This window comes from Streptomyces sp. NK15101, assembly GCF_020400725.1.
In the GTDB taxonomy this organism is placed as follows: domain Bacteria; phylum Actinomycetota; class Actinomycetes; order Streptomycetales; family Streptomycetaceae; genus Streptomyces.
Window position 1 is genome coordinate 15,841 of record NZ_JAINVG010000079.1, and the last position, 19,837, is coordinate 35,677.

Consider the following 19,837-nt stretch of genomic DNA (forward strand, 5'->3'; position numbering starts at 1 on the left):
GCGGCCGTCTGGGTGGTCGAGGGGTGGCGTCATGTCCAGGGAGCAACGCGGGCCGAACGAAAAGCTCGGCACGGTTCTCGCCCTCGCGGGAATCAGCAACGCCGGGCTCGCCCGGCGCGTCAACGACCTCGGTGCGCAACGGGGACTGACGCTTCGTTATGACAAGACCTCGGTCGCCCGGTGGGTGTCCAAGGGCATGGTGCCGCAGGGCGCCGCCCCGCATCTGATCGCCGCCGCGATCGGGCAGAAGCTGGGCCGGCCCGTCCCGCTGCACGAGATCGGCCTCGCGGACGCCGACCCGGCGCCCGAGGTCGGGCTCGCCTTCCCGCGCGACGTGGGCGAGGCGGTCCGCTCCGCCACCGACCTGTACCGGCTGGACCTCGCCGGACGACGGGCCGGCGGGGGCGGCATCTGGCAGTCGCTCGCCGGGTCCTTCTCGGTCAGCGCGTACGCGACGCCCACGTCCCGCTGGCTGATAACCCCCGCCGACCCGTCGGTGGAGCGCGAGGCGCCGCGCCCCGGCGCGGCCATCGGCACCGCCGCGGCGGCCGCGGAGCACGCGCGCGTGGGCCACAGCGACGTCGCCAAGCTCCGCGAGGCCGCCGAGGACGCGCGCCGCTGGGACTCCAAGTACGGCGGCGGGGACTGGCGTTCCTCGATGGTGCCCGAGTGCTTACGGGTGGACGCGGCCCCGCTGCTGCTCGGCTCGTACTCGGACGAGGTCGGTCGGAACCTGTTCGGCGCGACGGCCGAGCTCACCCGGCTCGCCGGCTGGATGGCCTTCGACACCGGGCAGCAGGAGGCCGCCCAGCGCTACTACATCCAGGCCCTGCGGCTCGCCCGCGCCGCCGCCGACGTGCCCCTCGGCGGATACGTCCTCGCCTCCATGTCCCTCCAGGCCACCTACCGGGGCTTCGCCGACGAGGGCGTCGACCTCGCCCAGGCCGCGCTGGAACGGAACCGGGGGCTCGCCACCGCCCGCACCATGTCCTTCTTCCGGCTCGTCGAGGCCCGCGCGCACGCCAAGGCCGGCGACGGGGCCGCCGCGGCGGCCGCGCTCAAGTCCGCCGAGGGCTGGCTGGAGCGCTCGCGGGAGGGCGACGCCGACCCGACCTGGCTCGGCTTCTACTCGTACGACCGGTTCTGCGCCGACGCCGCCGAGTGCTACCGGGACCTGCGGATGCCGCGCGAGGTGCGGCGCTTCACCGAACAGGCGCTGTCCCGGCCCACGGAGGAGTTCGTCCGCTCGCACGGGCTGCGGCTCGTCGTCTCCGCCGTCGCCGAACTGGAGTCGGGCAACCTGGATGCGGCCTGCGCGGCGGGCACGCGCGCGGTGGAGGTGGCGGGACGGATCTCCTCGGCGCGGACCACCGAGTACGTCCGGGACCTGCTGCACCGGCTCGAACCGTACGGGGACGAGCCGCGCGTCATGGAACTCCGCGAGCGGGCCCGGCCGCTGCTCGTCGCTCCGGCGTGAGGGGGCGGCCGGGCGCAGGGGGGCGATCGGGCGCGAGGGGGCGATCGGAGTGACGCGCGTCCCACGAAGTGGGCGTTTAGCCGCGTTGTCAGTGGGCCAGTGCACTATCGGGGTCGGGAGGTGGCGCTGGTGTTTGACTGTGACGTGCTGGTGATCGGCGGCGGGATCGTCGGTCTGTCGACGGCGTACGCCCTGACGCGCGCCGCCCCCGGCACCCGGGTCACGGTCCTGGAGAAGGAGCACGCCCTCGCGCGCCACCAGACCGGGCGCAACAGCGGGGTGATCCACAGCGGGATCTACTACCGCCCCGGGTCGCTCAAGGCACGGTTCGCGGTCCAGGGCGCGGCCGAAATGGTCAAGTTCTGCGCGGAGTGGGGCATTCCGCACGAGGTGACGGGGAAGCTCATCGTCGCCACCTCCCGCGAGGAGCTGCCCCGGCTGCACGCGCTCGTGCAGCGCGGCAGGGAGAACGGCATCCCCGTGCGCGAGCTCGGCCCCGCGCAGATCAGCGAGTACGAGCCCCGGGTGCGGGGCCTCGCCGCGATCCACGTCGGCACGACCGGCATCTGCGACTACGGGGCGGTGGCGGAGCGGCTCGCCGAGGCCTCCGGGGCCCGGATCCTGTACGGGGCGGAGGTCACCCTCGTCGACCGGCGGCCGTTCGGCGTGGCCGTGCGGACCGCCGACGGACGCGTGGTGCGGGCGAAGGTCCTGGTGAACTGCGCGGGGCTCCACTGCGACCGGATCGCACGGCTCGCGGGCGACGACCCGGGCATGCGGATCGTCCCCTTCCGGGGGGAGTACTACGAGCTCGCGGACCCCTCGCTCGTGCGGGGCCTGGTCTATCCCGTGCCGGACCCCGCCTTCCCCTTCCTCGGGGTGCACCTGACCCGGGGCATCGACGGCGGCGTCCACATCGGGCCGAACGCCGTCCCGGCCCTCGCGAAGGAGGGGTACGGCTGGTCCGTGGTCCGCCCGCGCGAACTGGGCGCCACCCTGGCGTGGCCCGGCTCGTGGGCGATCGCCCGCGAGCACTGGCGGTACGGCGCGGGCGAACTGCACCGGTCGCTCTCGAAGCGGGCCTTCACCGAGGCCGTGCGGCGGCTGCTGCCGATCGTCGAGGAGTCCGACCTGCGGCGGGCCGCGCCGGGGGTGCGGGCGCAGGCGGTGCTGCGGGACGGGACGCTCGTCGACGACTTCCTGATCCGCGAGGCGCCGCGGACGGTGCACGTCCTGAACGCGCCTTCGCCTGCGGCTACGGCGTCCCTGCCGATCGGGCGCGAGGTGGCGACCCGCGCCCTGGCCCGCCTGTAGCCCGACCGGCCCCCGCCGCGGGCCGCGCCCCCGTTGTGGGCAGTCGTTCCGCCGGGGCAAGGGGGCCCCTGCTCGAGCGAAGCCGAGAGCTCGGGGGAGGGTGGGCACAACGGAACGGCGCCCCTTGCCGGGCCCAGGCTCCCGCGCCCTGACCCGCACCGGACGTGCGCCGCCCCTTGCGGTGCGGGTCCAGGCGCGGAACGCGGAGGCGCCGCGAAGGGCGCCGTCCCGTGTGCCCACCCGTCCCGCCCCAGCGGGACGACTGCCCACACGGCAGGTGGCGGAGGGGCACCGCCCCGCCGGACGCGCGCCCACACGGGCGGGAGCGCGGCCCGCACAGGCGGGGGCGCCGTCCCGTGGGTGCGGAGGTTCTTTCGGTGGGGTCGCCGTAGAATCGGGCGCATTGTGTCTGAGCAGATTGAGAACGGCCCGCAGCCCGTCGCCGACCCCGGCCAGCCCGTCGCGCGGCGGGGCAGTCGGATGTTCGCCCCCGGCGAGGGGCCCATGCCCGATCCCGCCGGGGCCCATCACGAGCGGCGGATCCGCAGCTTCCAGCCGCGCCGCAGCCGTGTCACGTACGGGCAGGCCGAGGCCATGCTGAAGCGGTGGCCCGACTGGGGGCTCGACATCGACGGCAAGCGGGTCCTCGATCTCGAAGAGATGTTCGGGGGCCTTCCGGTCGTCCTGGAGATCGGCTTCGGCATGGGCGAGGCGACGGCCCAGATGGCGGCCGCCGATCCCGGGACCGGGATCCTCGCCGTGGACGTGCACACCCCGGGCCAGGGCAACCTGCTCGGCCTCGCCGACCGGAACGGTCTGACCAACGTCCGGGTCGCCAACGGCGACGCGGTCATCCTGCTCCGCGAGATGCTCCCCGACGCCTCCCTCGACGGCTGCCGGGTCTACTTCCCGGACCCGTGGCCCAAGGCGCGCCACCACAAGCGGCGGCTCATCCAGCCCGAGTTCCTCAGCCTCCTCGCGCCGCGGATGAAGTCCGGGGCCGTGCTGCACTGCGCCACGGACTGGGAGGAGTACGCCGAGCAGATGCTCGAGGTGCTCTCCGCGCACCCGGACTACGAGAACACGCAGGCCGACGGCGGCTACGCGCCCCGCCCCGACTTCCGGCCCCTCACCCGCTTCGAGGGCCAGGGGCTCGACAAGGGGCACGTCGTGCACGATCTCCTCTTCCGGAGGAAGTGACCCCGGGACCCCTCGGCCCGTACCTCCGCCGGTCCACATCTCCGCCGGTCCACATCTCCGCCGGTCCATATCTCCGTCGCCGGTGTCGGTGCGGGTCGTTAGGGTCGCTCACGTGTCGAACCCAGCCGCCCGCGCCCAGCCGGACGCCGCTCCCGTCCCGCACCGGGACACCGAGGAGCCGGCCTTCCCCGCCGCCGCCGACCGATCCCAGTGGCGCTACCGGCCACGCCGGGCCTTCTGGCGCAGCCGGCTGGTCCGCGCGATCGCCGTCGTGACGCTGCTGGCGCTCTGTGCCCTGGTCATCCTGGCGCTGGTCCGCGAACAGACCGGCACGCAGGGCTTCCTCGTCGGCCTGGGCCTCGCCGTGCTTCCCGTACCGCTGCTGATGTCGGCGTTCCGCTGGCTCGACCGGGTGGAGCCGGGGCCCTGGAAGAACATGCTGTTCGCCTTCGCCTGGGGGGCCTTCGCCGCCGCGCTCGTCGCGATCCTGGCGAACTCCTTCGCGGTCCGCTGGATCGCGACGGCCACCGCGGACCCGGACTCGGCGGACACGCTCGGCGCCACGCTGGTCGCTCCCGTGGTGGAGGAGAGCGCGAAGGCGGCGGCGATCCTGCTGCTGTTCCTGTTCCGCAGGAGGGACTTCGGCGGTCTCGTCGACGGGGTCGTGGTCGCCGGTTTCACCGCGACCGGCTTCGCCTTCACCGAGAACATCCTCTACCTCGGGAACGCCTTCGGCGAGGACCAGGAGTTCGGTTCCTCCGGGCTCGGTTCGGTGACCGCCGCGACCTTCTTCGTACGGGTCGTGATGTCGCCGTTCGCGCACCCGCTGTTCACCGTGCTCACCGGCATCGGTTTCGGCTTCGCCGCCCTCGCGCCGCGCGGGAAGCGGCTGCGCCGGGTGCTGCTGCCCCTGGCCGGGCTGCTGCTCGCCATGGGCCTGCACGCCGCCTGGAACGGCTCGGCCACCTTCGGCGGCCCGCTGGCCTTCTACGCGGTGTACGGGGCCCTCATGGTCCCGGCCTTCGGCCTGCTGACCTGGCTGGCGGTGTGGAGCCGGCAGCGCGAGCTGCGCACGATATCCGGGGAGCTCCCGGCGTACGCGGCGGCCGGCTGGCTCGCGCCGGCGGAGCCGCTCGCGCTGTCCTCGATGCGCGCCCGGCAGGTGGCCCGCTCGTTCGCCGCCCGGACGTACGGGCCGCCGGCCGCGCGGGCGGTCGGGGAGTACGAGTCCTTCGCGACGACCCTCGCGTTCCTGCGGGACCGGGCCCGGCGCGGCACGGCGGGTCCCGACTTCCCGGCCCGGGAGCAGGAGCTGCTGCACCATCTGTGGCAGCGCCGCGAGATCGCCTCCCCGGCCCTGACGTACGCGGCCCGGGCGACGGGCCGGGCCTGGGCGCCGCCGCAGTACCTGGACTACGACGGCTACAACCCGTACCGCAGCTGACGCCGGTGTCCCGGGACGTCCCCTCGCCGTGGGGGGCTGTACGGGCTCGGGGCGCCGGCGTCCGTCCGGGTCTCTGGGGAGGCGTCAGGCCGAGGCCTCCGTGAGGAGGGCCAGCTCGGCCTCCGTGAGGGTGAGGTCGGCGGCCGCGACCAGGGCCGGGAGCTGTTCGACCGTGCGGGCCGAGGCGATCGGCGCGGCGACGGTCGGCCGGGAGGCGAGCCAGGCGAGGGCGACGGAGGCGGGTTCGGCCTCGTGGGCCGCGGCGACCGTGTCGAGCGCGGCGAGCACGGCCTGGCCCCGCTCGGTCTCGGCGAGCGCGGCGGCGCGGGGGGCGCGGGCGCTCTCGACCGTCCTGCCGGGGCGGTACTTGCCGGTGAGGAAGCCGGAGGCGAGCCCGTAGAACGGGACGGCGGAGAGTCCGGCCCGCTCGACGGTCTCCAGGAGCGGGCCCTCGTAGGTGTCGCGCGAGACCAGGTTGTAGTGCGGCTGGAGGGCGACGTACCGGGTGAGGCCCTCGGCCTCGGCGAAGTCGAGGGAGGCGCGCAGCCGCTCGGGGGAGATGTTGGAGGCGGCGACGGCACGCACCTTGCCGTCCTTCACCAGCTGGTCGAGGGCGGTGACGATCTCCTCGACGGGGACGGACTCGTCGTCGAAGTGCGTGTAGTAGAGGTCGATGTGGTCGGTGCCGAGGCGGCGCAGCGACTCCTCGGCGGCCGCCTTGATGGTGGTGGCGGAGAGCCCCTTGAAGCGGGGGTGGGCACCGACCTTGGTGGCGACGACGATGTCGGAGCGGTTGCGGCGGGAGGCGAGCCAGCGGCCGATGACGGTCTCGGACTCGCCGCCCTCGTTGCCCTCGGCCCAGGCGGAGTAGACGTCGGCGGAGTCGATGAAGTTGCCGCCGGCGGCGGCGTAGGCGTCGAGGACGGCGAGGGACTGCGCTTCGTCCGCGGTCCAGCCGAAGACGTTGCCGCCCAGTGCGACGGGAAAGACGTGCAGGTCGGAGGTGCCCAGTCGGCGGAGAGGGGTCATGTGGGGGCCAACCGCTCCCGCCACCGGGCCTATTCCGCGCGGTTCCCGGGATGTCCTGCCGGTCAGGCCGCGGGCCCGGCCCGACCGGCGGGGCGCCGTCTAGAGGCTCAGGCCCTTGGAGCGGAGCCAGGCCGCCGGGTCGATGCCGTCGCCGCCGGCCGTGTGGACCTCCATGTGGAGGTGGGCGCCGGTGACGTTGCCGGTGGCGCCGACGCGGCCGATGGTCTCGCCGGTGGAGACGGTCTGACCGGCGCTGACCAGCATGGAGGAGAGGTGGCAGTACCAGACCTCGGTGCCGTCCTCCAGCTCCAGGACGATCCGGTAGCCGTAGGAGCCGGACCAGCCCGCCGACTTGACGGTGGCGCCGTGGACCGCCTTGAGCGGGGTGCCCGTGGGGGCGGCGAAGTCGAGGCCGGTGTGGTAGCCGGAGGACCACATCGAGCCGGACTGCATGTAGGTGGCGGTGAGGCTGTACGAGGAGACCGGCAGCGAGTAGCTGGCGGCGAGCTGGGCGAGGCGCTCGGCCTCGGCCTTGGCGGCGGCCTCCGCCTCCGCCTTGGCCTTGGCTTCCGCCTCGGCCTTCGCCTTCGCCTCGGCGGCCGCCTTCTCCGCCGCCGCTTCCTTGGCCGCCGCCTCCGCCGCGGCCTTCTCGGCCGCCGCCTTCTCCGCCGCGGCCTTCTCGGCGGCGTCGGCGGAGGCCTGCTGCTGCTCGGCCTGCTGGAGGATGCGGGCGCGCAGGGCCTCGCCCGCGGCGGGGGCGGTCTGCTCGGCCTGTCCGGTCACCTGGTCGGCCGCGGTGGTGTAGGTGGCGGCGGTGAGCGGGTTCGGGTTGGCGAGGGCCGCGGTGGCGGGCGCGCTGTCCTCTTCGGCGAGGAGGTCGCCGACGCCGGGGAGGTCGTGGGCGTCCGGCAGGTCCAGGTCGGGGAGGTCCGGCAGCGATATGGCCACCGGGGGCTTCTCCTGCGCGGTGGCGAGGCCGCCCGCGCCGACGGCCGCGATGACGCCGACGCCGAGGACGGTGGAGGAGCGGGCGAAGTTGGAGCGCTGCTTGACGACCCGGTGCCGGCCGCCGGAGCGGCTCTCGGCGCGGAGGGAGCCCTCGGTGGGGTTCCACTCGGTGTCGGGGGCGGCAGGACCCGCACCGCCACCGAAGGCATCGAAGGGGGCTTCGGGTGCGGGGGTGTTGGACGCCACGGGGGCGCGCTCCTTTCCTTCCTTCTCGTCTACCGGGTTAGCTGACGGGTTCGGAGCAGGAAGGTCTCCTACGGGCTCGACCGCCCGCGTGCGTGGTTCGCACGGGTGCGAAGGGGCCCGATTCACCCCAAGTGGTGGTTCCCCGGTTCCTTTTCAGGATTCGACGCGTGCGCACGGTGCCGCCTCTTGCGACGGCTGGGACGACCGCGCTGCGTTATCGAACGTTAATAGACAGGGGGTCCCGATTCCAAGCCGTCGCCCTTGATCATTCATTGAATTGGGGGGTTATGGTCCGAGTTGACCTCCCTTCAGAAAGGCGCGGCCGGGGAGCGGCGAAACCTCCGCGACCTGACGTTATGTCAATTGTTATCGCAGTGACACCCCGCGACTACGCCCGGTGACCGGGCCTGCCCGGCGGCACCACCGGCATCGTCCGGCGCCGCTCCGGCTGCCCCGTCGCCGGGCGGCTCAGCGCGAGCAGCGCCATGTCGTCCGTCGCCCCCCCGCCCGTGTGGAGCCGTACGTCGTCCACGAGCGCGTCGAGCAGCTCCTCGGGCCCCGGGAAGATCCGCCCGGCGAGGCGGGCCGCCGGATCGTAGAAGACGCCCTGCGCGTTCCGCGCCTCCGAGAGGCCGTCCGTGTAGAAGAGCAGCGTCGCGCCCGGCGGGAACGGCCGCGCCTCCGCCCGGTCCGGCCACGCCGCCAGGTCGCCCATGCCGAGCGGCAGCGCCGCGTCGCCCGGCTCCATCGTCTCCAGCCGCCCGTCCGCGTGCAGCATCAGCGGCGGCGGGTGACCCCGGTTGACGACCCGTACGAAACCGTCGAAGGTCCCGCCCCCGTCGCCGCGCGGGATCTCGGCCAGGACGGCCGTGGTGAACCCCTCGAAGGCGTCGAGCCCCTGCCGGCGGGTGCCCTCCCGGGCCAGCGCCCGCTCCAGGCGCTGCGCCACGCCCTCCAGGGTCCGCTCCTGCTCGGCCGCCTCCCGGAAGGCCCCGATGACGACGGCGACGGCCTCGACCGCGTCCATCCCCTTGCCCCGGACGTCCCCGACCACGAGCCGCACCCCGTGCGGGGTGTCCTGGACGGCGAACAGGTCGCCGCCGATGAACGCGTCGGCCTGCGCCGCCTCGTACCGCGCCGCGCACTGCAGCCCGCCGATCCGCTCGGCGGGCGTCGGCAGCACCGCCTTCTGCGCGGTCTCGGCGATGACCCGCGCCGAGGCGAGCCGCTCGCCGCTGCGGCGCACGACCCGGTTGATGAGGAGGGCGAGCACGGAGACGGTGACGACGGTCAGGGTCTCGGTGAGGGACGGGATCTCGTCGACGGTGCCGTTGTAGACGTGCAGTCCGACGGAGGCGAGGACGGCGGCGATCCCGGTGAGGAGGGTGGTCAGCGTCGAGAAGAAGGGCGCGGCGATCAGCGGGGCGGCGGAGAAGAGCGGCGCCGCCGTGTACGCGGGCGGCGTCGACAGGTCGAAGACGATGCCGCCCGCGATGACCAGCGGGGGCAGCGCGCGGATGAACCGCCGGGCGCCGCCGTAACCGGGGCGGCCCTCACCGCCCCGCCGTCCTCCGCCCGCCGCTCCTAGGGGGTGCCCCACCTGTGCTCTCCTGCCCGGTCCGACCCCGGCCGCGGTCCGCACCGCGCCCTCCCAGGGTGGCCGCCGCCGCCCGGGGCGGCGACTCCCACGGGGCCGAGTGGCGTACCGGGTCAGTCGGCCGCGAGCCGCCCGCCCCGGGCGAGCAGCGCCATCGCCGCCGCGCACCCCAGGCCCACCGCGCAGAGCGCGAGCCAGGGCGCAGCCGACCAGCCGGTGACGTCGAGGAGCGCGCCCGTCCCCAGGTTCCCCAGGGTGATCCCGATCCCGCACACCGTGTTGTAGAGCCCGTAGTGGGTGGCCACCCAGCGCCCCCGGGACAGGGCGACGACGGTGTCCATCTCGTACGGGTAGAGCACCGCGTTCGCGACGGCCAGGACCGCCGCGCACAGCAGCAGCCCCACCGGGCCCCGGCCCAGGACGGCCGGGACGAGGAAGGCACCGCCCATCAGCGCGAGCCCCAGGACGAGGCACCGCTCCCGGCTGAGCCGGCGCCGGGTCCAGGCCGTGATCCGCAGCTGCCCGGCGAGCGCGACGAGCGCCGAGACGACGAACAGCGCGGTCGTCGCGCCCGTACCGCCCGCCGCGAGCGGAAGCGCCAGATAGACCTGGAAGGACAGCACGTACGAGCCGGTCATGGCGAGCGAGAAGAGCCAGAAGGTGCGGTGGGCCAGCACCGTGCGGAACTGCCCCCGCCGCTCCCGCTCCCCGGAGGCGGCCCGTACGGGCAGGTGCCGGAGCTGGACGAGGGTCAGGCCGGCGAACAGCACCGCCGCGACCACGCACGTCAGCCGGAACGACACCCCCGTCAGGGCCACCCCGACGAGCGGCCCCAGCAGGATGCCCGCCTGGTAGTACGCGTTGAACAGCGCGAAGGCCTCCACCCGGCGCTCCTCCCCCGCCTCCGCCGCGAGACAGGCCCGCACGGCGGGGTTGAACAGCGCCCCCGCGAGGCCCGTCGCGAGCGAGGCGGCGATCAGCGTCGGCAGCGACTGCGCGAAGGCGAGGGCCCCGAAGCCGGCCGTGCGCAGCGCGCAGCCGGCGACGATGAGCGGCTTGAAGCCGAGCCGGTCGGCGAGCGCCCCGCCGACGAGGAACATGCCCTGCTGGGAGAGGTTCCGGGCGCCGAGGACGAGTCCGACGGCCCAGGCGGCCATGCCGAGCCCGTCCGCGAGGTGCGCGGCCAGGTAGGGCATGAGCATGTAGAAGCCGAGGTTGATGGTGAGCTGGTTGAGGAAGAGGAGCCGTACGGCCGGCTCGAAGGTGCGGGTCTGCCGCCAGATGCCGCCCCTGGCCTTCGCGGGCGCGGTCGCCGCCGTCACCGGACACGCTCCAGGGCCCGGCGGGTCCAGCCGGTGACCGTGTCGTCGGAGACGTACGCGGCGGGTTCGTCCCGTACGGGTCCGTCGAGCAGCCCGTGCGCCGCGCAGAACTCGTCGTTGAAGACGGTGTCGAAGTACCGCTGCGGCCCGTCCGGGAAGACCGCCGCGATCCGGGTCCCGCGCGGCCGGGTGCGGGCCAGCCAGCCGGCGACCAGCGCGACCGCCCCCACGCTCCAGCCGCCGGTGGCGAACTGCCGCGAGGCCAGCCGGCGGGCCGCGCGGACCGCCTCCGCCGGGCCCACCCAGTGCACCTCGTCGAAGGCCCCGTGGTCGACGTTCCCCGGGTGGATGGAGGAGCCGAGGCCGCGCATCAGCCGCTCCCCGGCCGGAAGGCCGAAGACGGTGGAGTTCACGGAGTCCACGCCGACCAGCTCCAGGGCCGGGCTGGAGCCGGCGCGCAGGGCCCGGGAGATCCCGGCCGAGTGGCCGCCGGTGCCGACCGCGCAGACGAGCACGTCGATCCGGTCGAGCTGCGCGGACAGTTCGGCGGCGAGCCCCGCGTACGCGGCGGGGTTGTCGGGGTTCCCGTACTGGTCGGGCCACCAGGCCCCGTCGAGGCTCCTCAGCAGCTCGGCGACCCGGTCCATCCGGGCCTGCTGCCAGCCGCCCTGCGGGCTGGGCTCGGGGACGACGTGGACCCGGGCGCCGTGGGCGACGAGCATCCGCTCGACGATCGGTTCGAGCCCGGGGTCGGTGACGACGTGCACGGGGTGGCCGTGGAGCACGCCCGCGAGGGCGAGGCCGAGACCGAGGGTCCCGGAGGTGGACTCGACGATCGGGGCACCGGGCCGCAGATCCCCGCGGCGGCGGGCCTGCTCGACCATGTGGAGGGCGGCGCGGTCCTTGATGCCGCCGAAGTTGAAGCCTTCGAGCTTGGCCCAGTAGCCGTCGTCCGTCCACAGGACGGGGGTGTTGCCGACGGTCTGCCCGTCGACGGGAAGCGTCAGTGGTGCGGTCATGGGGACACGTCCTCGGGGTGGGTACGCGAAAGGGAGCCTGGTCACGCGAGTGCGGGACCCGGCTCAGTTCCGGTCCACCCCGAGGGCGACGAGCAGCCGGCCCGGCTCGGGGCCGGGGCCCGCCCGGTACCGGACGCAGCGCGCGCGGGGATCGGCGCGGAGGTCCGCTTCGTACGGCAGGACCGCGGCTCCGCCGGCGCCGGGCACGGCGAGCGGGGAGGAGGGGGCCTGCGCGGGGAGGTGTGCGTCGAAGGTCCAGGCGTCCCCGGACCGCTCGCAGCCGTGCGGGAGCGCGGGGGCGGAGACGGTCGCGGTGCCGGAGGTCGGCAGCACGTGCCCGTGGGAGCCGTGGCAGACGCTCACGAGGAGGGCGAGGAGCGCGAGCAGGACGAGCACGGCGGGCGCCCGCCGGATCGCATCGCTCACACGCTCGTCACTCATGGTGCGCGTGAGGTTACGGTGGGGCGTGGTGCGGCCGCAAAGAGGCGGGCGCGGTTTTGGCCACCGTTTACTTCGGACAGGCCCGTCGGGCCCACTTCGGACAGGCCTGTCAGGCACGTCCGTCGGACAGATCCGTCAGGGCGCACCCGTCGGACAGACCGTCCTCCTTCGGACGGACCCGTCAGAGGTTCCGCTCGGCGTAGACCTTCATCGCGTCCCGGACGAGGATCGCGGTGCCCTCGCCGTGCCGGTCGTAGTTCGCGGTGAAGCGCGGGTCGTCGACGTACATCTGCCCGAGTCCGATCAGGTACTCCTTGCTCGGCGTCGTGGTCGTCGACAGCCAGGCGACCTGGCGCCAGGCGATCGCCTGCACCTCGTCACTGTCGGCGGCCAGGCCCTCCCGGGCCGCCCGCGCGAAGTCGCGGGCGATGCCGTCCTGCTCGCCCATGAACGTCTTCTTCTGCGCGGGGGTGAGCGAGCGCCACCAGCGGTCGGCCTTCTCGTACGCGTCGCGGCCCCAGCGCTCGGTGACCTCCTCCTCGTACACCGTGTGGTCGAAACCGTCGAACACCTCGTCGGCCATGAGTTCCTCTCCCTTCTCGGTCTTCCGCAGAGTGGTCCGCACCGACGCGATCTGCCGTCCGATGCGCTCGCGCTCCTGCTCCAGGAGGGCGAGGTGGGTGCGCAGGGCGGCGGAGGTGTCCCGCTGCCCCGCGAGGACCTCGGCGATGGCGGGCAGCGAGAGCCCCAGCTCGCGCAGCAGCAGGATCCGCTGCAGGCGCACGAGCGCCGCCTGGTCGTAGTACCGGTAACCGTTCGCGCCGATCCGGCTCGGCTCCAGCAGTCCGCGCTCCCCGTAGTGCCGGAGGGTGCGGCTGGTGGTGCCGGCCTTCTTGGCGATCTCCTGGATCGACCACTCCATGCCGAGAACGCTAGATCTTGACGTAACGTCAAGGTCAAGCGACGCCGTCGGGGCATACGACGAAGGCCCGGATCCAGTGACTGGATCCGGGCCTTCGGTGCTACTGAGTAGCGGGGACAGGATTTGAACCTGCGACCTCTGGGTTATGAGCCCAGCGAGCTACCGAGCTGCTCCACCCCGCGTCGGTGAACACGACTCTACGGCATGACCGGGGCGATCACGAAATCGGTTTCCGTCAGCACCCGCAGTCATCGGAGTCGACCGGCGCCGTCAGCGGGTCGGCGGCCTTCTCCGCGGGCCCCTCCCACGTCTCGTACGCGAAGCCCTCGCGCACCCAGTACTCGAAGCCTCCGAGCATCTCCTTCACCTGGAAGCCCAGCTCGGCGAGGGCCAGCGCGGCGCGCGTGGCGCCGTTGCAGCCGGGGCCCCAGCAGTACGTGACGACCGGCACGGACCGGTCGAGCAGCTGCTCGGCCTGCTCGGGGATGAGCGCGGTCGGCAGGTGGACCGCGCCGGGGACGTGGCCCTGGTCCCAGGAGGCGGTGGACCGGGAGTCGATCACCACGAAGCCCGGGTCGGTGCCCTCGGCGGCGGCGGTGGCGAGCGCGGAGGCCACGTCGGAGACGTCGGCGTGGAAGGCGAGGCTCGCGGAGAAGTAGGCGGCCGCGGCGGCGGGGGAGGCCGGCGGGGTACGGAGTACGGGGTTGACCTGCGGTGTCGTCGTCGTCATGGTGATCAATCTACGGACGAAGATCACCGTGCTGAAGTGGGGATTCACGGTGGTCGGGGGCTTCGGCCGGGGAATCCCGGGCGATCGCCACGAGACGGCGGGGATCTCACGTAGCGGAACCCCGCGGCCTGGTTCCGACGCCGGTGTCCGTGTCACATCGGCGGGGTCTCATCCGTCATGACGGCATGACGGGACGCGAACGGGGAGATCGACGAGTGGACCACGAGACGGCAGTCGGCCGGGGGCTCGACAAGGAGACCCTGGCCCGGCGCTTCGAAGCCGACCGCGGCCACCTGCGGGCGGTGGCCTACCGGATGCTGGGCTCGCTCAGCGAGGCCGAGGACGCCGTCCAGGAGGCCTGGTTCAAGCTCAGCCGCAGCGACGTCGGCGGAGTGGAGAACCTCAGCGGCTGGCTGACCACGGTCGTCGGCCGCGTCTGCCTGGACATGCTGCGCTCGCGCGGCTCGCGCCGCGAGGACCCGCTGGAGTACTACGTCCCCGACCCGGTCGTCCGGGTCGCCGACACCACCGATCCCGAGCACGCGGCCGAGGTCACCGAATCCGTGGGGCTCGCGCTCCTCGTCGTCCTGGACACCCTGGGCCCCGCGGAGCGGCTCGCGTTCGTGCTGCACGACATGTTCGCCGTCTCCTTCGACGAGATCGCGAAGATCGTGGACCGCACCCCGGCGGCGACCCGCCAGCTCGCCAGCCGCGCCCGCCGCCGGGTCCAGGACGCCACCCCGGCCCCCGGCCCGGACGCCCGGCGCCAGCGGGAGATCGCCGACGCCTTCCTCGCCGCGGCGCACGGCGGCGACTTCGAGGGGCTGCTCGCCGTCCTCGACCCGGACGTGGTGCTGCGCGCGGACGGCGGCAGGACCCTCGCGGCCGTCTCCAAGGTCGTCCGGGGCGCCGAGGCCGTCATCGCGCAGGCCCTCACGTACGCGAAGTTCCGCACGGGCGCGCTGCGGGTCGTGGCCAACGGCCAGCCCGCGGTCCTGTCGGTCGTCAAGGGACGCCCGGGCTCGCTCATGACGTTCACGATCGCCGGGGACCGGATCGTCGCCCTGCACATCCTGGCGGACCCGGAGCGGCTGGCGAAGCTCGGCTTCACGGAGGAGGACCTGGCCCGCGCGACGTACTGACCCGTCCTCCGTCCCGCACCGCCCGCGACACCGTCCGACGCCCGGTCACCTCTCCCTGGCGGCCCACCAGCTCCCGGCCGCCAGGGAGACGCCCGCGCTCGCGACGCCGAGGAGGGCGCCCGCCGTGACGTCGCCCGGGTAGTGCACGCCCGTGTGGACCCTGGAGTAGCCCACGGTCCACGCCAGGGCCGCCAGGGGCAGCGACAGGGGCGGCAGCACCGACCCCACGGCGGTGGCGAAGGCGACCGCCGACGCGGTGTGCCCCGAGGGGAACGACGCCGAGGTCGGCATGGGGACGTGACGGCCCACCACCACCCGGGCCGCCTCCCGGTCCGGCCGCGGCCTGCGGACCAGCCGCTTGCCCAGCAGGTTCGCCGAGGCCGAGGCCACCGCGATCGCCCCGACACCGGCGAGCGCGGCCCGCCGCGGCCGGCCCGGCACCAGCGCGAGGGCCGCCGCGACGGTGAGGGAGATCTTGGAGTGGTTCGCCGCCGTGGAGAGCCGGCGGAGCGCCGTGTCGAGCGTGGGCGTGGGGGTCGCGGCCACCGCGCCGTACACCGCGCCGTCGACGGCCCGGATGTCGTGCAGGACCGCCCGGAGGGTCCCGGTCGTCGTGTCGTCCGTCATGCGCCGCTCCTAGCGGGTTCGGTGGTACGGGAGTTCAAGGTGTACGGGGGCCCGGGAGGTCGCTCCGGACCGGCTCCTCGGGAAAGGCCAGCCGGGTCAGGCGCCGCCAGTCCAGGGGCGGCGGGGGCACCGGCGACCCCGGCCGGTCGCGGGGCACGAGGACCCGCAGGGCACGCGGCCGCAGTGTGCAGACGACGGGCGTCGGCAGGGTCAGCGCCTCGCCGTCCACGGCGACGGAGATGACGGCGCCCGCGCCGCCGGGGCCGCCCCCGACCTCCACCCTACGGGCCGTCAGGACGTTCAGTCCGGTCGCCTGGGTCCCCAGGACGGCCAGCTCCGCGGCCTGGGCGGCCCCGTCCACCCGGACGCCGATCACCCCGAGCTCGCCCCGGTCGAGACGCGTCCTGCGGGCGGCGACCGCGCCGAACGGATCGGGCGCCGCGTACGGGTTGTTGCTGACGAGGAGCGCCTGCTGCCCGGTGAGCAGGGTGGAGTCGGCGGTCGCGTCGAGACGGTCGCCCTCACCGCCCTGGAGCAGATCGGGCAGGACGTCGAGCGCGGTGCCGGCCTTCGCGTCGCGGTACTCGGGGCGCTGGACCACGTCCGCGTACACCCCGAAGGAGACGGTGTTGACGAAGGGCCGCCCGGCGACGTCGCCGAGGTCGACCCGGAGCTCCTCGCCGTCGCGCAGCGCGTCGAGGCACCGTGCCGGGTCGGTGCGGTCGAGGCCCAGGTCCATGGCGAAGTGGTTGCGGGTGCCGGCCGACACGACCAGGAACGGCAGGTCGTGCTCGGCGGCGACCTCGGCGACCAGCGCCTGCGTGCCGTCTCCGCCGGCCACCCCGAGCAGATCGGCGCCCTCGGCCACGGCCTTGCGCGCGAGGCCGGCGACATCGGCCGGCTCGGACGGGTCGAGCAGGACCACCCGGGCGCCGAGCGCCTCCGCCCGCGCGACGAGCCGGAACCGCTCGACCTTCCCGCCGCCGGACTTCGGGTTCATGATCAGGACGGGCCGACGGGGCGGGGCGACGGGCTCGCCCCGCATCAGCGCGTCCCGTTCGTCCTCCGGGCGGCGCAGGGCGGACCGGGCACAGGACAGCGCCACGCCCCACAGCCCCAGGGCCACGAGGGCGTTCACCCAGACGCCCCCGACGACGTACAGGTACAGGGTCACGAGGGGCGCGGCCACCGCGAGCACCGCCCCGAGCAGCCGCAGCGGCCCGCGGTGGGCGAGGAACCACCAGACGCCGACGGCCGAGGCGGCGAGCCCCACGACCCCGCTCAGCAGGATCAGCAGCCCGCTGCCGAGCGCCGTCAGCAGGGCCGCGCCCGCGACCCCCATGGCGATCAGCGCCCAGCGGGCCAGCCGCTGGGCCTCCCCCGCCGGATCACCGGAACCGCTCGCCGTCACCGACCCCACCTCCGCACTCCGCGTCCACGCTTACCCACGTTCCCCCCACCCGTCCCCGGGACGACCCCGTTCGGAGGAAAGCCCCCGGGAAACAGGACGGCAGGAACCCGGGGAAGGTTCTCAGACGGGCGAAGGCCCCCCGGAAGCCGGTCCTTCGCGGTCCGGTGCGGCCCCGCGCACGAGGGCCTCCGTCCCGGGACGGGCCGTCACAGCCACCCGCGCTGGGCGGCCTTGAGGCCGGCCTCGAAGCGGCTCCTCGCACCGAGCCGCTCCATGAGTCCGGCCATCGTCCTGCGAGCCGTACGCGGCGAGATGTGCATGCGCGCCGCCACCGCCTCGTCGGTGAGGCCCTCGCCCGCCAGCCGGAGCAGCTGCTCCTCGGTCTCGGAGAGCCCGTCCGCCTCGGGCCGGCTGTCGGCGCCCAAGGGGGTCGACAGCTGCCACACCTGGTCGAAGAGCGCGTGCAGCGCCGCCACCACCCCGGGACGGGTGACGTAGACGGCGCCCCGTCGGCTGTGCTTCGGGTCGAGGGGGACCAGAGCGGCGTGGTCGTCCACCAGGATCATGCGGGGAGGCAGGGAGGCGGCGGTGCGGTACTCGGCCCCGTGGGCGCTGAGCCAGCGGGCGTACGCGAGCGTCGGACCGTCCTGCCGTACGGAGTCCAGCCCGACGGCCCGGACCCGGATGCCGCGCGCCAGGAGACGTGCGTCGTTGCGCCGGGCGGCGGCCAGCGCGGCCTCGGACTGCGCCCCGCCGGGCATGAAGGTCAGGACCTGCCGCTTCGTCTCCTCCGCCAGCCGCTCCAGTCGCTCCTGCACGGCGTCCATGCCGATGAGCTGCTCCGCGTCCGGTGCGGAATCCTCCTCGGACGAGGAGAGCCTGCCGACGAGGTGGCCAAGGGCCGTCTGCTGCTCGATGATCCGCTTCTGCTGTACGAGCAGGTCGTCCCGCTGCCGGTCGAGCAGGGCCTGGAGACCGGCCTGCGGGGAGACCGCGCGCAGGGTGCCGGGACGTTCGAACGACTCCCGCAGCAGGCGCAGCTCGAAGAGGGCGTCGAGCGCCGCGCGGATCGCCTCGGCGGGTGTCCCGAGATGCCCCGCCAGCTGCGCGACCCCCCATTCCGGCTGCGCGCGCATGGCGCGATACACCTCCTCGTGCCCGCTCTCGAGCCCCAGAAGGGTGAAGAGTTCACGTTCGCCCCCCCGGGCGCTTTCGTCCTGGACTTCCTGTGAAGTTTCGGTGCGCATGTTCAAGAGCATGCGCGCCTGAACCCGAGGTCACAAGGGGTTTCGGAGAAGGCCCCCGGGGCGGGACGGCTCGTTCCGACACACGTGAAGGGGGCGCCGGTAAAGGGGGACGGCGGCGGATGACCCAAAGCGTCCTGGACGCTTCCGCCACCCTTGAAAGGCTTCTCCCGCGCTTCTCCGCCCGGCATCGTTGGTGTCGCCCGGGGGACGCCGCCCCGGGCGAACTAACCACCCAGCGCCCCTCATCGGGGGAACTCTTCGAGGAGTCTGTCATGTCTCAGTCCGGGGGAACCGCTTCCGCCACCGCCGCGCCGAAGTTCCTGGCCACCTGCCTCTTGCTGACGGCGTGCCTGTTCTCGCTGGGAACGGCCTCGGTGAGCGGTGCGGTCGCGGCCGACGGCCCCGTACGGGCCACGTCCGACACGGCTCCTCAGCAGATCACCGTCCTCTCCGGCACCGGGGACGCCACCGGTACGTCCCCCAAGGACGGCCTCATCTGGGACTGACTCCCGACCGAACCCCGACCGAACCCCACAAGGTCATCCGAGATGCGCCTGACGCTCGTCGTCCTCGCCTCGCCCACCGGGCCCCGTGAGTGGCTCCAGCCGAGGAGCATCGCCGCCCTGCTGCACCGGGCGGCACGCCCTGAGGACCTCTTGGAGCACGTCAGCGTGAGCTGCGGCCCCAACCACGTCATCGCCGGACTGCACACCCTCCATCCGTGCACCGACGCGACCGTGCCGGCGGCCATGGAAGCACTGGTCGACCGCGCGCTGCGCGCGGATCCGGGCTTCGCCGGCTGGCACGTGGTCCCGCACGGCCGCACGAGCTGACGGCACCGCTCCTCGCACGCTCCTCCTCCCCCCTCCGTAGCTCACCCCTGTCTTCGCCTGCCCCGGCCCCGCCATGCCCTTTTCAAGGAGATTTGTCATGAACGCGCACCGCATCACCTCCCGCAGCCTGGCGCTCGCCCTCGCGACCCTGACCGCCGCGGGGCTGTCGCTGACCGTCGGCACGGCCGCCCACGCCGCGCCGCACAAGACGGCCACGAGCGCCTCGCCCGGGAAGAAAGCGGCCACTCCCACCGGGAAGAGCACCACGTTCACCCCGACCGTCGCGAACCCGACCACCGCCACCGCCGAGCAGCTCCTGGCCGGCGCCAAGGCGGCCGGGCTGCCGGCTCCGAAGACCTCCCCGGACGGCGCCACCAGCAAGGCCGGTACCGACGCCACGACCTTCTCGGCGACGACCGCCGCGCTCACGGCGGACTGGCAGCCCGGTGACCCGATCACCCGCGACGAGGTGCTGCGCCGCGCCCAGAGCTGGATCGACCAGGCGGTGCCGTACAGCCAGACGGCCTACCACACGGACGCCAACGGCACCTACCGGCAGGACTGCTCCGGGTTCATATCCATGGCGTGGGGGCTGCCGTCGAGCTCCTCCAACAACTACGGCGCGACCACCTGGACCCTCCCCAACTACGCGGATCAGCTGGCCGGCTACGAGGACCTCAAGCCGGGCGACATGCTCGACAACATCGACAGCCACGTCGTGCTGTTCAAGGCCTGGAAGGACTCCGCGCACACGACCGCGATCATCCAGGAGGAGGCCAGGCCCGGCACCACGGCCCGGGAGGACAGCAGCTACTACACGACGAGCTACCTCTCCGCGAACGGCTACAAGCCGTACCGCTACAAGAACATCGTCGACAAGCGCGTCAA

The 19,837-nt window shown here is 74.0% G+C and carries 18 protein-coding genes, 1 tRNA gene, 1 pseudogene and 1 riboswitch; of the genes and pseudogenes, 8 read left to right on the forward strand and 12 right to left on the reverse strand.

Translation table 11 applies throughout. The features are described from left to right. Positions 1-31: 31 nt before the first annotated feature. The 4 genes from K7G60_RS30500 (at position 32) to K7G60_RS30515 (ending at position 5,435) form a co-directional block, all read left to right on the forward strand. On the forward strand, positions 32-1,477 hold the full coding sequence (locus tag K7G60_RS30500) for an MFS transporter (RefSeq protein WP_225804207.1): 1,446 nt from the start codon (positions 32-34) through the stop codon (positions 1,475-1,477). A 129-nt stretch (positions 1,478-1,606) separates the two neighbouring features. Next, positions 1,607-2,791: an L-2-hydroxyglutarate oxidase gene (gene lhgO / locus K7G60_RS30505; RefSeq protein WP_225804208.1), complete on the forward strand. Its 1,185-nt coding sequence runs from the start codon at positions 1,607-1,609 to the stop codon at positions 2,789-2,791. A gap of 480 nt (positions 2,792-3,271) precedes the next feature. Then, on the forward strand, positions 3,272-3,991 hold the full coding sequence (trmB, locus tag K7G60_RS30510) for a tRNA (guanosine(46)-N7)-methyltransferase TrmB (RefSeq protein ID WP_225804225.1): 720 nt from the start codon (positions 3,272-3,274) through the stop codon (positions 3,989-3,991). A 112-nt stretch (positions 3,992-4,103) separates the two neighbouring features. After that, positions 4,104-5,435 carry a PrsW family intramembrane metalloprotease gene (locus K7G60_RS30515; RefSeq protein ID WP_225804209.1) on the forward strand — a complete coding sequence of 444 codons (1,332 nt, stop codon included), beginning with the start codon at positions 4,104-4,106 and terminating at the stop codon, positions 5,433-5,435. A gap of 84 nt (positions 5,436-5,519) precedes the next feature. Here the strand turns inward: K7G60_RS30515 and K7G60_RS30520 are convergent, their stop codons facing one another. From K7G60_RS30520 to K7G60_RS30560, 9 genes are all read right to left on the reverse strand, one after another. Then, positions 5,520-6,464, reverse strand: a complete 945-nt coding sequence (locus K7G60_RS30520) for an aldo/keto reductase (protein ID WP_225804210.1) — start codon at positions 6,462-6,464, stop codon at positions 5,520-5,522. A gap of 99 nt (positions 6,465-6,563) precedes the next feature. Beyond that, on the reverse strand, positions 6,564-7,658 hold the full coding sequence (locus K7G60_RS30525; protein ID WP_225804211.1) for a M23 family metallopeptidase: 1,095 nt from the start codon (positions 7,656-7,658) through the stop codon (positions 6,564-6,566). Between the two features lie 11 nt (positions 7,659-7,669). Beyond that, positions 7,670-7,834, reverse strand: a riboswitch (cyclic di-AMP (ydaO/yuaA leader). A gap of 212 nt (positions 7,835-8,046) precedes the next feature. Next, entirely contained in the window at positions 8,047-9,258 is a 1,212-nt protein-coding gene (locus tag K7G60_RS30530; protein ID WP_225804212.1) for a PP2C family protein-serine/threonine phosphatase, read from the reverse strand. A gap of 110 nt (positions 9,259-9,368) precedes the next feature. Next, positions 9,369-10,577 (reverse strand): MFS transporter, encoded by a 1,209-nt coding sequence (locus K7G60_RS30535; protein WP_225804213.1) that lies wholly within the window; start codon positions 10,575-10,577, stop codon positions 9,369-9,371. Continuing rightward, on the reverse strand, positions 10,574-11,596 hold the full coding sequence (locus tag K7G60_RS30540; protein WP_225804214.1) for a PLP-dependent cysteine synthase family protein: 1,023 nt from the start codon (positions 11,594-11,596) through the stop codon (positions 10,574-10,576). Before K7G60_RS30540 ends, K7G60_RS30535 begins: the two co-directional genes overlap by 4 nt. Positions 11,597-11,659: 63 nt before the next feature. After that, positions 11,660-12,037 (reverse strand): hypothetical protein, encoded by a 378-nt coding sequence (locus K7G60_RS30545; protein WP_225804215.1) that lies wholly within the window; start codon positions 12,035-12,037, stop codon positions 11,660-11,662. A gap of 181 nt (positions 12,038-12,218) precedes the next feature. Continuing rightward, a complete protein-coding gene (locus K7G60_RS30550) occupies positions 12,219-12,959 on the reverse strand; it encodes a MerR family transcriptional regulator (RefSeq protein ID WP_225804216.1) in 741 nt (246 codons plus the stop codon). A gap of 108 nt (positions 12,960-13,067) precedes the next feature. Then, positions 13,068-13,141: transfer RNA gene (locus K7G60_RS30555), tRNA-Met, on the reverse strand. 53 nt (positions 13,142-13,194) lie between these two features. Further along, positions 13,195-13,689, reverse strand: a complete 495-nt coding sequence (locus K7G60_RS30560; RefSeq protein ID WP_225804217.1) for a rhodanese-like domain-containing protein — start codon at positions 13,687-13,689, stop codon at positions 13,195-13,197. Between the two features lie 185 nt (positions 13,690-13,874). Here K7G60_RS30560 and sigJ point away from each other — a divergent pair, with 185 nt between their 5' ends. Further along, positions 13,875-14,831 (forward strand): RNA polymerase sigma factor SigJ, encoded by a 957-nt coding sequence (gene sigJ / locus K7G60_RS30565; RefSeq protein ID WP_225804218.1) that lies wholly within the window; start codon positions 13,875-13,877, stop codon positions 14,829-14,831. Between the two features lie 45 nt (positions 14,832-14,876). On the opposite strand, the gene K7G60_RS30570 is transcribed toward sigJ, so the two are convergent. The 3 genes from K7G60_RS30570 to K7G60_RS30580 all read right to left on the reverse strand — a co-directional run bounded on the left by K7G60_RS30570 (position 14,877) and on the right by K7G60_RS30580 (position 18,005). After that, positions 14,877-15,458: a phosphatase PAP2 family protein gene (locus K7G60_RS30570; protein ID WP_225804219.1), complete on the reverse strand. Its 582-nt coding sequence runs from the start codon at positions 15,456-15,458 to the stop codon at positions 14,877-14,879. 34 nt (positions 15,459-15,492) lie between these two features. After that, positions 15,493-16,869, reverse strand: a complete 1,377-nt coding sequence (locus K7G60_RS30575) for a diacylglycerol kinase family protein (RefSeq protein ID WP_374115712.1) — start codon at positions 16,867-16,869, stop codon at positions 15,493-15,495. A gap of 206 nt (positions 16,870-17,075) precedes the next feature. Next, positions 17,076-18,005 carry a helix-turn-helix transcriptional regulator gene (locus K7G60_RS30580; protein ID WP_225804220.1) on the reverse strand — a complete coding sequence of 310 codons (930 nt, stop codon included), beginning with the start codon at positions 18,003-18,005 and terminating at the stop codon, positions 17,076-17,078. 383 nt (positions 18,006-18,388) lie between these two features. Here K7G60_RS30580 and K7G60_RS30585 point away from each other — a divergent pair, with 383 nt between their 5' ends. The 3 genes and pseudogenes from K7G60_RS30585 to K7G60_RS30595 form a co-directional block, all read left to right on the forward strand. Then, positions 18,389-18,622 carry a hypothetical protein gene (locus K7G60_RS30585; protein ID WP_225804221.1) on the forward strand — a complete coding sequence of 78 codons (234 nt, stop codon included), beginning with the start codon at positions 18,389-18,391 and terminating at the stop codon, positions 18,620-18,622. Between the two features lie 42 nt (positions 18,623-18,664). Beyond that, entirely contained in the window at positions 18,665-18,949 is a 285-nt protein-coding gene (locus K7G60_RS30590) for a hypothetical protein (RefSeq protein ID WP_225804222.1), read from the forward strand. Positions 18,950-19,046: 97 nt separating this feature from the next. Then, positions 19,047-19,837 (forward strand): annotated as a pseudogene (locus K7G60_RS30595) (hypothetical protein); the annotation flags it as partial.

Excerpts from the sequence above, each read along its gene's own strand:
- K7G60_RS30580 (WP_225804220.1), bottom strand. The coding sequence starts at position 18,005 with ATGCGCGCGCAGCCGGAATGGGGGGTCGCGCAGCTGGCGGGGCATCTC.
- K7G60_RS30560 (WP_225804217.1), bottom strand. The coding sequence starts at position 13,689 with ATGACGACGACGACACCGCAGGTCAACCCCGTACTCCGTACCCCGCCG.
- K7G60_RS30570 (WP_225804219.1), bottom strand. The coding sequence starts at position 15,458 with ATGACGGACGACACGACGACCGGGACCCTCCGGGCGGTCCTGCACGAC.
- sigJ (WP_225804218.1), top strand. The coding sequence starts at position 13,875 with ATGACGGGACGCGAACGGGGAGATCGACGAGTGGACCACGAGACGGCA.
- trmB (WP_225804225.1), top strand. The coding sequence starts at position 3,272 with ATGTTCGCCCCCGGCGAGGGGCCCATGCCCGATCCCGCCGGGGCCCAT.
- K7G60_RS30500 (WP_225804207.1), top strand. The coding sequence starts at position 32 with ATGTCCAGGGAGCAACGCGGGCCGAACGAAAAGCTCGGCACGGTTCTC.
- K7G60_RS30585 (WP_225804221.1), top strand. The coding sequence starts at position 18,389 with ATGTCTCAGTCCGGGGGAACCGCTTCCGCCACCGCCGCGCCGAAGTTC.
- K7G60_RS30590 (WP_225804222.1), top strand. The coding sequence starts at position 18,665 with ATGCGCCTGACGCTCGTCGTCCTCGCCTCGCCCACCGGGCCCCGTGAG.
- K7G60_RS30520 (WP_225804210.1), bottom strand. The coding sequence starts at position 6,464 with ATGACCCCTCTCCGCCGACTGGGCACCTCCGACCTGCACGTCTTTCCC.
- K7G60_RS30550 (WP_225804216.1), bottom strand. The coding sequence starts at position 12,959 with ATGGAGTGGTCGATCCAGGAGATCGCCAAGAAGGCCGGCACCACCAGC.
- K7G60_RS30545 (WP_225804215.1), bottom strand. The coding sequence starts at position 12,037 with ATGAGTGACGAGCGTGTGAGCGATGCGATCCGGCGGGCGCCCGCCGTG.
- K7G60_RS30540 (WP_225804214.1), bottom strand. The coding sequence starts at position 11,596 with ATGACCGCACCACTGACGCTTCCCGTCGACGGGCAGACCGTCGGCAAC.